This window comes from Paracoccus sp. C2R09 (assembly GCF_018860625.1).
In the GTDB taxonomy this organism is placed as follows: Bacteria; Pseudomonadota; Alphaproteobacteria; order Rhodobacterales; family Rhodobacteraceae; genus Paracoccus.
The window spans coordinates 92,581-105,744 of sequence record NZ_JAHKQB010000014.1 but is presented as its reverse complement, the minus strand read 5'-3'; the positions used below and the strand labels follow the sequence as shown (position 1 = coordinate 105,744).

12 protein-coding genes are annotated in these 13,164 nt (G+C 69.2%); 1 reads left to right on the top strand and 11 read right to left on the bottom strand.

The genetic code is table 11. The features are described 5' to 3' along the window. Positions 1-67: 67 nt before the first annotated feature. The 4 genes from KO490_RS04540 to KO490_RS04525 are packed head-to-tail and all read right to left on the bottom strand — an operon-like array spanning position 68 to position 4,078. A complete protein-coding gene (locus KO490_RS04540) occupies positions 68-700 on the bottom strand; it encodes a ribonuclease HII (protein WP_216018212.1) in 633 nt (210 codons plus the stop codon). Further along, the gene (locus KO490_RS04535; protein ID WP_216018211.1) at positions 697-1,176 is read right to left on the bottom strand and encodes an ureidoglycolate lyase; all 480 of its coding nucleotides are present in this window, start codon (positions 1,174-1,176) and stop codon (positions 697-699) included. Before KO490_RS04535 ends, KO490_RS04540 begins: the two co-directional genes overlap by 4 nt. 9 nt (positions 1,177-1,185) lie before the next feature. Next, positions 1,186-2,871, bottom strand: coding sequence for a glycosyl transferase family 90 (locus KO490_RS04530; RefSeq protein WP_216018210.1), 1,686 nt, complete (start codon positions 2,869-2,871; stop codon positions 1,186-1,188). A 1-nt stretch (position 2,872) separates the two neighbouring features. Continuing rightward, positions 2,873-4,078, bottom strand: a complete 1,206-nt coding sequence (locus tag KO490_RS04525) for an MFS transporter (RefSeq protein ID WP_368500154.1) — start codon at positions 4,076-4,078, stop codon at positions 2,873-2,875. A gap of 153 nt (positions 4,079-4,231) precedes the next feature. Between KO490_RS04525 and KO490_RS16625 the strand changes: the two genes are divergently transcribed. Beyond that, entirely contained in the window at positions 4,232-4,960 is a 729-nt protein-coding gene (locus tag KO490_RS16625) for a GntR family transcriptional regulator (RefSeq protein ID WP_216018209.1), read from the top strand. A gap of 21 nt (positions 4,961-4,981) precedes the next feature. Here KO490_RS16625 and KO490_RS04515 read toward each other — a convergent pair whose 3' ends face one another. The 7 genes from KO490_RS04515 to KO490_RS04485 are packed head-to-tail and all read right to left on the bottom strand — an operon-like array spanning position 4,982 to position 13,161. After that, positions 4,982-6,517: a class I adenylate-forming enzyme family protein gene (locus tag KO490_RS04515; protein WP_216018208.1), complete on the bottom strand. Its 1,536-nt coding sequence runs from the start codon at positions 6,515-6,517 to the stop codon at positions 4,982-4,984. Beyond that, a complete protein-coding gene (locus tag KO490_RS04510; protein WP_216018207.1) occupies positions 6,514-7,326 on the bottom strand; it encodes an oxepin-CoA hydrolase, alternative type in 813 nt (270 codons plus the stop codon). The genes KO490_RS04515 and KO490_RS04510 overlap by 4 nt, the downstream gene beginning before the upstream one ends. Then, positions 7,326-7,727, bottom strand: coding sequence for a PaaI family thioesterase (locus KO490_RS04505; protein WP_216018206.1), 402 nt, complete (start codon positions 7,725-7,727; stop codon positions 7,326-7,328). Before KO490_RS04505 ends, KO490_RS04510 begins: the two co-directional genes overlap by 1 nt. Then, on the bottom strand, positions 7,718-8,713 hold the full coding sequence (locus KO490_RS04500) for an acyl-CoA dehydrogenase family protein (protein WP_216018205.1): 996 nt from the start codon (positions 8,711-8,713) through the stop codon (positions 7,718-7,720). Before KO490_RS04500 ends, KO490_RS04505 begins: the two co-directional genes overlap by 10 nt. A 4-nt stretch (positions 8,714-8,717) precedes the next feature. Continuing rightward, complete coding sequence (locus KO490_RS04495; RefSeq protein WP_216018204.1) at positions 8,718-9,905, bottom strand: acyl-CoA dehydrogenase family protein; 1,188 nt, start codon at positions 9,903-9,905, stop codon at positions 8,718-8,720. After that, positions 9,905-11,080 (bottom strand): acetyl-CoA C-acyltransferase, encoded by a 1,176-nt coding sequence (locus KO490_RS04490; protein ID WP_216018203.1) that lies wholly within the window; start codon positions 11,078-11,080, stop codon positions 9,905-9,907. The genes KO490_RS04495 and KO490_RS04490 overlap by 1 nt, the downstream gene beginning before the upstream one ends. Beyond that, positions 11,077-13,161 carry a 3-hydroxyacyl-CoA dehydrogenase NAD-binding domain-containing protein gene (locus KO490_RS04485; RefSeq protein WP_216018202.1) on the bottom strand — a complete coding sequence of 695 codons (2,085 nt, stop codon included), beginning with the start codon at positions 13,159-13,161 and terminating at the stop codon, positions 11,077-11,079. Before KO490_RS04485 ends, KO490_RS04490 begins: the two co-directional genes overlap by 4 nt. Between the last annotated feature and the right edge of the window lie 3 nt (positions 13,162-13,164).

Below are 13,164 nucleotides of genomic sequence, written 5' to 3'. Positions count from 1 at the left end.
GTTTCGCCCGGTCTGGTATCCCCTAAAAATGATTCAGACCCGATTCGGCGTCAATTCGTTTTTTGGATCAATCGCTTGTCAAGGGCTGTTTACACAACATCTTGTGGACGGGACCGAAGGAACGCCGATGATGTGGTGTCACCCCCAGCCGTTCCAACGCCTCGCGATGGGCGGCGGTCGGGTATCCTGCGTTCCCCTCCCAGCCATAGCCGGGATGCTGTTGCGCCAAATCCACCATCAGGCGGTCGCGTTCGACCTTGGCAAGGATGGAGGCGGCGGCGATCGACAGGCTGCGGGCGTCGCCCTTGACCACGGCCTCGGCCGGGCAATCCAGGCCTTCGGGGATCAGGTTGCCGTCGATCAGCGCATGGCAGGGGCGCTGCTTCAGCGCGGCGACGGCACGCACCATCGCAAGCTGGCTGGCGCGCAGGATGTTCAGGCGGTCGATTTCCTCGACGCCGACATGGACGACCGCCCAGTCGCAATTCGCGCGCACCCATTCGTCCAGCGCCTGCCGCCGCTTCGCGGACAGCTTCTTGCTGTCGTTCAGGCCCGCGGGCAGGTCGATATCGGGCAGGATGACGGCGGCGGCGGTCACCGGACCGGCCAGCGGGCCGCGCCCCACCTCGTCCACGCCCGCGACCCGCATCGCCCCGCGCGCCCTGGCGGCCAGTTCGAAGGACAGGTCCGGCCCGTTCATCGCGTGATCCTGACGGGCGGAATGGCGACTTCCTGCAGGTTCGTGCCGTCGCCTTCGCGGTCCACGACCAGGAAATCGGCCGCGCGGTCCAAGGGCGTCAGCACCCCGTGCCACACGCCTGCATGCAGGTTCACGCCCACGCCCGGCGGGACCAGAAACGCCAGCGGCTGCCCCGGCACGCCGTCCATGTCGGGCGCCACAACCGACAGCCAGGCATCCGGTCCCATCGGCATGAAGGCCTGACTGCCCAGGGGATGGCGTTCCAGAAGATCGCATTCGTAAGGCAGGGCGACCGGGTCCGACCGGAAGATCGAGATGATCGCCTCGCCCCCCATGCGCTGAACGGTGGCCAGCGCGTGATGGCGTTCGCAGCGGCCGCGATTGATCATGCGGTCGGGGGCGGGTTTCGGGGCCAGCACCTCGCCGAAGGGGGCGAAGGCCTCGGGGGTCAGGGGCGCGATGCGAATGGTGTCCATGCCCCTGCCTTAGCCTGCCGCCGCGATCCCGTCGAGGATCAGACGCATCAGGTCCCGCCGGGCCTCGGGGTCGCGCAGGTTGCGGGCCTCGGCGCGGGCGGCCTGCGACATGGCGCGGCATTCGGCCGGATGGGCCCGTGCCCAGTCCAGCTTGGCGCGAATGTCGGTCAGGTGACGGGCGACGGGGATGAAATGTTCCCAAGCGCGGAAACGACCGGAATAGAACACCTCCCAGCCGTCATCCTCGGCCAGCAGGACCGAATTGCCGTCCACCGCCTGGATGAAGTTCGACCCGTGGTCATAGCCCGTCATGCACAACTGATAGCGGAACCTGCGGAAATCGGTGCGATCCATCCGGGGGCGCAGGAACGGGCGCAGCAGCGGGTCCCTTGCGAATTCGCGGAACCCCCAGGCCAGCACGACCCCGATGTCGAAATCGGGATCGTCGATGAAGCGGCGGATGAAGGCCAGCCGGTTCGTGTTCCGCAGCCGCGACCAGGCCTCGTCCCGCAGCGCGGGATCGGCCAGCTGCGACAGAAGCACATGCGCCGCGGCCCCGGGCCGCACGCCGCCGGTCATCTCGGACCCCGAGATCATCCCCCGCCAGACGAGGCGATCCTCCTTCTGTTCGAACGGGATGTCGTCGGGCGGGGCATCGGGGTCGAAGCCCGGCAACCCGATCGCGTGCTGGTCGGGCAAGGGCCACAGCACCGCGTTCACCGCCCCCGCGCGGCGGTTGTGGCACAGGACCGGCCGATCCAGCGGATCGCCCTGCGGGCTGCCGAACCAGCGCGAATCCTCCATGTCGATCCAGACGGGATCGCGGCGATCCAGCCGCAGGATGTCGTTCACCACCCCCTCGGCCCTGAGCAGCTTGAAATGACGGCCCGTGCGGGCGACGGCCAGTCCTTCGTCCGGCGCGACGGCGATCCGGCGGGCACCCCCCTCGGGGGTGGCGACGATTGATCCGCCATCCCAGTGGCAGGCATGCCGGGACAATCCGGCAAGACCGCCATCCGCCCCATTGTCGATGCCGCGAAGACAGAAGGCCGCGACATCGCGGGCCCAGTCCGATGCGGCCACCGGCGGTTCGGGGTGCCGCATCAATGCGGCCGCATCAACCTTCGGCCCTGGTGCGGGCGGCCAGGTATCGAAGGGCGGCGCGGCCATGGGCAGGATATCGTTCAACCGCGCGGCCAGATCGGCCGGCCCCGTGATCCGGGGATCGAAGCGGATCAGCCGCGGGTCGTCGCCGAACATCTGGGACAGGTTCGCCAGATGCGTCTCGATCTGTTCATCCCACAGCCCCGGAAGCGCGGCATCGGGCAGGCCCGTGTGATGACGCCAGCAGGCCCGTGCATCGGGACGCCCGATCCGCCACAGCGACCAGCGCGGATCGGGTTCGGGCAGCACGAAATGCGCATGCGGCAGCTTGCGGCGCAGGAACTCGACCTCTCGCCATGCCTCCAGCGGGGGGCGCCAGATGGGCGCGTGGCGATACAGCCCGGTGAAGAAGCGCGTATCCGGCCACTCGGTCAGGGGCAGGTCATCGCGGGCCTTCGCGTGGCAGATGCTCTCGGCCAGTTCGCCGTCGCGATGCAGCAGCGCGGGATGCCCGCTGGCGCGGAACATCCGCAGGATGGCGTATCCGATGGGCCCTTCGGGGCCGATATGGATCACGACCGGGTCCGACAAGTCAGGCAGCCATCGGCCGTCGCGGCAGCAGGATCGCAAGCACCCCCATCGCCGGCAACCACGAGCACAGCCCGAAGACCCAGGCGATGCCCTGCCGGTCGGCCACCAGCCCCAGCCCCGCCGCGGCGATCCCGCCCATGCCGAAGGCAAAGCCGAAGAACAGCCCCGCGATCATCCCGGTGCGTCCCGGCACCAGTTCCTGCGCGAAGACCACGATGGCCGGAAAGGCCGATGCAAGGATCAGCCCGATGGCAAAGGCCAGCGCGCCGGTCGGCACCAGTCCCGCATGCGGCAGGGCAACCGTCAGCGGCAGCACCCCCAGGATCGAGAACCAGATGACCCGCAGCGGCCCGACCCGGTCGCCGATCACGCCGCCCAGCATCACGCCCCCCGCCATTCCCAGCATGAACAGGAACAGCATGATCTGCGCGCCCTGCGCCTCCAGCCCGAATTTCTCGATCGTGAAGAAGGTGAAGTAGCTGGCCATCGAGGCGGTATAGATGTTCTTGGTGAAGGTCAGCGCCGCCAGCACCGCGATGGCGCGGATGATCGTCGCGCGCGGCAATGGCAGGCTGCGGTCGGGTGCGACCCTGGCCGCGCGGCGGCGCGTCTCGGCCCAGCTGCCGATGCGCCACAGGATCGCCACCCCCGCCGCGGCGGCCACGGCGAACCAGGCCACCGCCGGCCGCCCCAGCGGCACCACGATGAAGGCCGCCAGCAGCGGTCCCATGGACTGGCCGAAATTGCCGCCCAACTGGAACAGCGATTGCGCCGTCCCGAAACGCCCCCCCGATGCGATCCGCGCCACGCGCGAGCTTTCGGGATGGAACACCGCCGATCCGACACCGATCATCATCGCCCCGGCCAGCAGCATCCCGTAACCCTGCGCCAGGGCCAGCATCAGCACCCCGCCCATGGTCGAGATCATCCCGAAGGGCAGCGAACGCGGTTGCGGATGACGGTCCGTCGCCATGCCGATCACCGGCTGCAGCAACGATGCGGTCACCTGAAAGGCAAAGGTCATCACCCCGATCTGGGCATAGCTGAGCGCGAATTCGGCCCGCAGCAGCGGATAGATCGCCGACAGCAGCGACTGCATCACGTCGTTCAGCATATGGCAGAGGCTGATCGCCCCCAGCACCCCCCAGGAGGTGGCGATTCCGCGCGAAACATCCCGATCAGGATTCGTCGTCAGGTTGATGGACACGCCCCGCCCTTGCCTGTTTTTTGCACTTCGTGAATTTATGACATTGGAAAGTAAAGGAAAAGGGCATAAAATGAACTAAATTGTCCATTCCGACAGGTGCCATAAAAGGTTAACCTTCCGTAACTGTAACCAACATATCGGAGGTGAGGGCGGGTGACTGTCGGAAACGAAGGCGGGATACGGACCAGGGCACGCGTGCACAGCTGGCAATCGATCAGGGAACATGTCCTTGAACGCATCCAATCGGGCGAATGGGCACCCGGCGACCTGATCCCGACCGAACAGGAACTTGCCCAGCAGATGGGATGCGCGCGCGCGACGGTGAACCGGGCGCTGCGCGAACTGGCCGGAAGCGGCATCGTCCAGAGGCGGCGCAAGGTCGGCACGCGGGTCGCCGCCACGCCGATGCGGCGCATGACCATGCGGCTGCCGGTGATCCGCGACGAGATCGAGGCCATGCAGGCGACCTATGCGTATGAGCTGACGGGCTGCGAACGCCGCGCACCCACGGCGCGCGCGGCGGCGGCGCTGTGCAAGGGCATGCCCGAGGAACTGATGATGATCCAGTCCCGGCACCTGGCCGACGGTCAGCCCCATTGCTGCGAGGCTGTCTGGCTGCACCCCGAGCTTCTGGAGCTGCCCGAATGCACGCATTTCCGCATGGAGGCGCCGCATGACTGGCTGAACCGCAGCCGCGCCGTCACCCAGACCCGCTTCGCGATCCTGACCGAGGGCGCCAGCGGCACCTGTGCGGTCAATCTGGGCGTCGATGACGGCACGCCGCTCTTGACGATCGAGCGCACGAGCCTGGTGGACGGGGTGGCCGTCTCCTTCGCGCGGCAGTTCTATCCCCCGGGGCATCGGCTGGTCTTCGACGACTGACGCCCGCATGCCGTTCAAGGGTCAGCCCCCTGTCGCCGCATCCTCGGGGGTGGCCAGAAGATCGGCGAAATGTTCGATCAGGCGATGCTTCAGGATCTTGCCGGTCGCGGCTGCCGGAAGCGGGCCGCAGATCAGGATGCGGCTGGGCCGCTTGTAGGGCGACAGCCGGGCCGCGGCATGTTCGGCCAGTTGGGCCTCGGTGACGGGGGACGCACCCGACAGCTGGCAGAAGGCTAGGATATCCTCGTCCCCGCCATCGCGCCTGCGCCCGATCACCGCCGCCTGCAGCACGGCCGGGTGATCGTTCAACGCGGCCTCGACCTCGGGGGGATAGACGTTGAAACCGCCGCGGATGATCAGCTCCTTGCAGCGCCCGACGATATGCAGCCGGCCCTGCGGGTCCATCCGGCCCAGATCGCCCGTCCGCATCCAGCCATCCGCCGACAGCACCTGCGCCGTGGCCTGTCCGTTGCGGAAGTAGCCGCGCATGACATGCGGGCCGCGGGTCAGCACCTCGCCCGTTCCGGGTTCGCGGCCCACGGATTCGTCGATCGCGATCTGCGCGCCCGGCAGCGGGATGCCCGCCGAGGGGTCGGGATCGCCCTTCTCGTTAACGGTGATGGTGACGCCCGCCGTCGTCTCGGTCATGCCGTATCCGTTCTGCAGCGCAATGCCGTAGAAATCCTCGGCCCGGCGTTTCCAGTCGGGGTCCAGCGGCGCGGCCCCGCTGCTGACATAGCGCAGGGGACCGTCCAGACGCTCCAGTCCCCGCAGGCGGGCCTCGGCCATGATGGCGGCATGCATCTGCGGCACGGCGGGCAGCACGGTCACGCCGTCCAGCAGCGCGTCCAGCACCGCCCCCGCATTAAAGCGCGGCACCAGCGTCAGGTGCGCCCCGGACGACAGCCCCGCACAGGCCATCGAGGTCAGCCCGAAGACATGGGTCATCGGCAACACGCCATAGATCCGGTCGGTCGGCACGATCCCCCGCAGCCTGGCCGAGGACCGCCCCCCGAAGATGAGATTCCCATGGGTCAGCATCACGCCCTTGGGCATGCCGGTGGTCCCGGTCGTATAGAGGATCACCGCCGTCATCCGCGCATCCGGTTCGACCGCTTCCGGATCGACCTCGAACGGCCCCGCGACATGCAGCGCACCGCCCGCCAGTTCGACGGGCCGCGCCCCGGCGGCCATGGCGTGATCGCGTGCGGGATCGCTGACATCGGACAGGAACAGGGTCAATCGGGGTTCGGTATGATCCGCGATCTTCGCCAGTTCGGGGGCGGTCATGCGCGCGTTGACGGGAACCGCCACGGCATCCATCCGGCTGGCCGACAGCAGCAGCGCCGGCAGCGAGGCCGCGTTCTCGGACACGATCAGCAGCCTGTCGCCGGGACGCAGGCCCATCGCGGCCAGTTCGGCGATCGTCCGCACGATCAGCTGGTCCAGCGCGCCGTAGCTCAGGGTCCTGCCCGTCCAGTCCGTCACGGCGGGTCGGTCGGGATGGGCCTTCGCGGCGCGATCGAACAGCTGATGGATGCGGACGTCGTCGGTCATGTTTCCTCGCGCAATCTTCGGAAGTCGGGTCGGCGTTTTTCCAGGAAGGCGCCGATGCCTTCGGCGGCTTCGGGGGCGGCAAGGGCATGGGCCATGGCATCGCGTTCGGCTGCCAGCTGGGCCTCGAACGCGGCCTCGCGCCAGCCGGTCAGCAGCCGCTTGATCGCGGCCTGCGCGTTTGCCGGGCCGGAGGTCAGGCGGTCGGCCAGCGCCATGGCGGCCATGATCGCCTCGCCCGGTTCGGTCAGTTCGTTCACGACGCCAAGCGCGTGCATCCGCTCGGCCCCCAGGGGCAGGCCCGTCAGCGCCATCTGCGCCGCGATCTGCGGCGGCAGCGCGGCCCCCATCGCGGCGGTCAGCCCGCCATCGGGCACGAGGCCCGCATTCACATAGGCCGCCGTGAACTGCGCATCGCGCGCGGCGATCACCATGTCGCAGGCCAGTGCCAGCGACATCCCCGCCCCTGCGGCGCCACCCTCGACCACGGCGATGACCGGGCGAGGGCAGTTCACGACCGCGCGGATCAGCGCGTTCAGCGCGTTGATGCGGTCCCGGCGTTCCTCGTCGGACAGATGCTGGGCGGTGATCAGCGAATTCAGATCGCCCCCCGCGCAGAAGAAATCCCCCTCGCCCATCAGGATCACCGCACCGATGCGCGGGCTCTCGGTCGCCAGACGCAGCGCGTGGTGCAGCCCCTCGTAGAATTCGGGGGTCAGGGCGTTGCGCCGGGTGGCGTTGCGGTTCTCGACCACGAGGCGATCACCCAGATCGCTGATCTCGCAATGGGCGTTGGTAAGGGGCGTGGACATCAGGGCTCCTGTCGGGACTTGCGAAAGACGCCGGTCGCGGTGGCGATCAACGTTCCGTCCTGATGCCGCAACGCGCCCTCGATGAACAGGGTGCTGCGCCCGCCGCCGGTGACACGGCCCCGCGCCTCGACCGTGCCGGGGCGACCGGGCGCGACATAGTTCACCGTCAGCGACAGCGTGGTGAAGGGATGGCGCCCGGACGCATCGACCGTCAGGCTGCCCGTGGCCCCCATCGCGCTGTCCAGCAGCGTGGCGGCCAATCCCCCGTGCAGCATCCCCTGCCGGTTCAGGTGCCGGTCGTCCAGGTCCAGCCGGCAGGCGGCGGTGCCGTCGCCCGCGCCGGTATCGACGACATAGCCGATCAGCCGCTGCGTCCCGGTCTCGTTCAGGATCAGGCCCATGCGCCCTCGCCATTGGCAAAGCGTTCGAGGTGGTAATCCGCATCCCCCATCGCCGTGTCGCCCGCGATCAGGCGGCGGATCATGCCCGACAGCGCGTATTCCTCGGTCATGCCGATGCCGCCATGCAGCTGCACGGCTTCCTCGGCCACCAGGCGGGCGACGCGGCCCACGGTGACCTTGCAGGCCTGGACATGGCGGTCGCGCAGATGCGGTTCGGCGTCCAGATGCGCGGCAAGGTTCACCACGGCGGATCGCGCCTGTTCGCGTTCGACCGTCAGCTCGGCCGCGCGATGGGCCAAGGCCTGGAAATCGAACAGCGCGCGGCCGAACTGCTTGCGGGTGCGCAGATAGTCCAGCGTCAGATCGACGGCGGCCTCGATCTCGCCCAGGGTGCGGGCGGCATGGGCCAGCGCGGCGCGGGACAGCACCGCGCCGAAATCCGTCAGGCTGCCAAGGCGATGCGCGGGGGTTTCCGCGAATTCCAGATCCGCGCCGCGCTGTCCGTCCATCATCGGAAAGGCCGTGACGGCCAGCCCCTCGGCGCGGGCGGCGACCAGCCACAGCCCGTCGGCGGTGGTGACGATCAGATGGGTCGCATCCTCGGCCCCCGCCACCATCGTCTTGCGGCCCGTCAGGCGGTCAGCGTCCGCGCGGATGGCCACGCCGCGATCGGCGCGCGTGCCGGGTTCGGCATCGGCAAAGGCCGCGCGGGCCGCGTCCTCGGGCATGCCCGCCTGCGCCAGCGCCGCGCGCCCGATCATGGTGCCGATCAGCGGCAGCGCGGCGCCCGCGCGACCCAGCTCTTCGAAGACCAGGGCCACGGCGGCACCCGATCCGTCGAAGCCGCCCTCGCCCTCGGTCAGCAGGGCCTCGATGACGCCAGCCTCCAGCAGGGGGGCCAGCGCGTCGTCGCCCGAATGGCGGTTCAGGATGCCGCGCAGGCTGTCCTGCAGCATGCGGTGTTCGTCCGAAAGGCTGAAATCCATGCCCCTACCCCCGTGCCAAAGCGCCGGCGATGATGCCGCGCTGGATCTCGTTCGAGCCGCCATAGATCGACAGCTTGCGGTTGTTCAGCCAGGTCGCGCTGGCGGCCAGCGCCTCTTCGGCACCAAGGGGCTGCCCCTCGTTGCCGCCGTCCGAGGGCAGCGCCATCGCCCAGCCGCCATAGGCCCGCCGCGTCAGTGCATCCAGCCGCTGGCGGATCTGCGTGCCCTTGATCTTGAGCATGCTGCTCTCGATGCCCGGCGCCTGGCCCTGGGCCGCGGCGGACAACATGCGCAGGTTGGTCGTGGACATGGCCATCAGCTCGATCTCGACCTCGGCGATCTGGGATGCGAACAGCGGATCCTGCGACAGCGGGCGGCCCCGGTGGATCTGCGCACCCGCGACGCGGCGCAGGTTGTCCAGCGCGGCGGTCGCGAAGCCCACCCCCGCGATGTTGGTGCGTTCATGGGTCAGCAGGTATTTCGCATAGGTCCAGCCCTTGTTCTCCTCTCCGACCAGGTTCTCGGCGGGGACCTTCACCTCGTCGAAGAAGACCTCGTTCACCTCGGCCGAGCCGTCCAGCAGCACGATGGGGCGGACGGTGACGCCCGGTGTCTCCATGTCGATCAGAAGAAAGCTGATCCCCTCCTGCTTCTTGCCCTCGGTCGAGGTGCGCACCAGGCAGAAGATCATGTTCGCGTACTGCCCGAGCGTGGTCCAGGTCTTCTGGCCGTTCACGACGTAATGGTCGCCCTGCCGTTCGGCGCGGCAACGCAGGCCCGCAAGGTCGGACCCCGCGCCCGGTTCGGAATAGCCCTGGCACCACCAGTCGTCGCCGTTCAGGATGCGCGGCAGCCAGCGGTCCTGCTGCGCCTTCGATCCGAACCGCTGCAGCACCGGCCCCAGCATGGCGATGCCGAAGGGCACGATCCGGGGCGCATGGGCGCGGGCGGATTCCTCTTCGAAGATGTGGCGCTGGATCGCGGTCCAGCCTGCGCCGCCAAATTCGGTGGGCCAGTTCCCGGCCAGCCAGCCGCGCGCGTTCAGCTTGGTGTGCCAGCCCTCCATCTCGGCCTTGGTCAGGGGCTGATGCAGACGCACCTTGCCCGCCAGTTCGGGCGACAGTTCGGATTGCAGGAAGGCGCGCACATCGTCGCGAAAGGCTCGCTCCTCGGGGGTGAAACGCATATCCATCAGAAGATCTCCAGAAGTCCGGCAGCGCCCTGGCCGCCGCCCACGCACATGGTGACGACGCCCCATTTCGCGCCGCGCCTGCGGCCTTCGCGCAGCAGGTGCCCCGCGGCGCGCGCCCCGGTCATCCCGAACGGATGCCCGATGGAAATGGCGCCGCCATTGACGTTGTACCTGGCCGGATCGATCCCGAGCGTGTCCCGGCAATAGAGGCACTGGCTGGCGAAGGCCTCGTTCAGTTCCCACAGGTCGATATCGTCCACCGTCAGGCCCGCGCGTTCCAGAAGGCGCGGGACCGCGAAGACGGGGCCGATGCCCATCTCGTCGGGGCCGCAGCCCGCCACGGCAAATCCGCGGAACGCCCCGAGCGGGCTCAACCCCTCGGATGCGGCGACCTCGGCATCCATGACCAGAAGCGCCGCCGCCCCGTCCGACAACTGCGAGGCGTTGCCGGCGGTGACGAACTGGCCCTGCCCGCGCACGGGCTCCAGCCGGGACAGCGCCTCCAGCGTGGTGCCGGGGCGGTTGCCCTCGTCCGCCGCGATGGTCGTCTCGCGTTCGGATGTCTGGCCTGTGGCCTTGTCGGTCACGGACATGGTGACGGTCATCGGAATGATCTCGTCGGCGAACAGCCCCGCATCCTGCGCGGCGGCGGTCCGGGCCTGGGACTGGACGGCATATTCGTCCTGCGCCTCGCGGGTCACGCCATAGCGGGCGGCGACGATGTCGGCGGTCTCGATCATGGGCAGGTACAGGTCGGGGCGGTTGGCCTCGATCCACGCCTCGCGGGAATGGCGGACGGGCGGCTGCACTATCGAGATGCTTTCCACCCCGCCGACCAGCACGGCACGCGCGCCGTCATGGGCCACCATCTGCGCCCCCATCGCCAGCGCCTGCAGCCCCGATGCGCAGAAGCGGTTCACCGTGGCGCCCGCGATGCTGTCGGGCAGGCCCGCGCGGATCACCGTCTGGCGGGCGATGTTCCCGCCCGTGACGTATTCGGGATAACCGCAGCCCCAGATGCTGTCCTCGATCAGGGCCGGGTCGATGCCCGAACGGTCGATGACGGCGCGGGCAGTGGCGGCGGTCATGACCGCGCCATGGGTCATGTTGAACGCGCCGCGCTTCGCCTTGCCGATGCCGGTGCGTGCGGCCTCGACGATGACTGCCTGTCTCATGCGCGGCTCTCCTTGTTCAGTGCGGCAAGCGGCGATCCGATGGCCGCCATGCGGCACAGCAGCGGTGCGGGTTGCCAGAAATGGTCGTCGTCCCGGGAAAAGCGGTGGATATCGGTCAGGACCGATTTGATCCCGACCGTGTCGGCCCAGTGCATCGGCCCGCCGCGCCAGCGCGGAAAGCCATATCCGTTCAGCATGACCACATCGACATCCAGCGGGCGCTGCGCGGTGCCGTCCTCGACCGTGCGGGCGGCCTCGTTGACCATCGCGGCCATGGTGCGGGCGACGATTTCCGCGTCGCTGAAATCGCGCGGCGCGATGCCCAGATCGGCGCGGACCTGCGCCAGCAGGGGGGCCAGCTCGGGGTCCTCCTGCGGGCCGTCATCGCCATAAACGTAGTATCCGCGGCCCGTCTTGCGTCCCAGGCGACCCAGCTCGTACAGCCTGTCGGCGAAGACCGGGACGCGGTCGCGCGGGTGACGGTCCGCAGCCTTGCGCTGCCGCGTCATGTAGCCGATGTCCAGCCCCGCCAGGTCGCTGACCGCATAGGGCCCCATCGCGAAGCCGAAATCGGTCAGCGCGCGATCCACCTGATAGGGCGAGGCCCCGTCCAGCACCATCGCATCCACCGCCGCGCGGTAATGCGACAGGATGCGGTTGCCGATGAACCCGTCGCAGACCCCTGCCCTGACGGCGATCTTCTTCAGCCGCCGCGCCAGCGCGAAGCCGGTCGCGGTGACCTCGGGGGCGGTGCGGTCGGCCACGACCACCTCGAGCAGGCGCATCACATGCGCGGGCGAGAAGAAGTGCAGCCCGATCACGTCGCCCGGACGGCCGGTCGCCTGCGCGATGCGATTCACGTCCAGATAGGAGGTGTTCGTCGCCAGCACGCAGCCGGGTTTGGCCACGCGGTCCAGTTCGGCGAATACCTGTTCCTTGACCTCCATGGATTCGAAGACGGCCTCGATCACCATGTCGGCCTTCGACAGCGCGCCATAGGCCGTGTCGGTGCGGAAGGCGTCCGACAGGATCGCGTCGCGGCGATCGGCCTTCAGCTTGCCGCGCTTGACCGCGCCTTCCAGCAGCTTGGCGACGGTGGCGCGGGCCTTGTCGGCAGCCGCCCCGTCGCGCTCGATCAGGGTCACGTCCAGCCCCGCGATCAACGAGGCCGTCGCGATGCCCGCCCCCATCGTGCCGCCGCCGATCACGCCCAGCCGGTCCAGCGGGCGCGGATCGACGCCCGCGATTTCCGGCAGATGCCCGACCGCGCGTTCGGCGAAGAAGGCGTGGATCAGCGCCGCACGCTGCGGGCTGTCCATCAGGTCCATGAAGGCGCGACGCTCCAGCACCATCCCGTCCGCAAAGGGCAGCGCCATGCCCTGCACGACCGTATCCACCGCGCGGGCCTGCGCGATCTGCCCCGGCAGACGGCGCGCAAGATCGGCCTTCATCGCCTCGGCCAGGTCCACGCCCTGCTCGGGGGCGGACAGTTCGGACGTGCGGCGCGGCGCGTGGCCCGCCAGTTCCGCGGCCAGCGCCATCGCGGCATCGGTCAGGTCGCCATCCGCGATGCGGTCAATCAGCCCCAGATCCGCAGCCTCGGGGGCCGGCACCTGGCGGGCCGAGGTGATCATCTTCAGCGCAGGCTCCAACCCGATCAGGCGCGGCAGGCGCTGCGTGCCGCCCGCGCCCGGCAGCAGGCCAAGCGTCACCTCGGGCAGGCCCATCCGGGCCGAGGGCGCGGCCACGCGGGCATGCGCACCCATCGCCAGTTCCAGCCCGCCGCCCAACGCGGTGCCGTGGATCGCGGCGACGACCGGCTTCTCCAGCGCCTCGATCCGGGCGATCACCTCGGGCAGGAAGGGTTCGCGCGGCGGCTTGCCGAATTCCGAGATGTCGGCCCCCGCGACCCAGGTGCGGCCGATGGCCAGCATGACGCAGGCGCGCGCCTGATCGTCGGCGGCGAATTCAGCCGCCGCCCGGACCAGCCCGTCGCGCACGGCATGGGACAGGGCGTTCACGGGCGGGTTGTCGATGGCGATGATGCCGATCTCGCCCTCGCGGCGATAGGTGACGGTCATGAA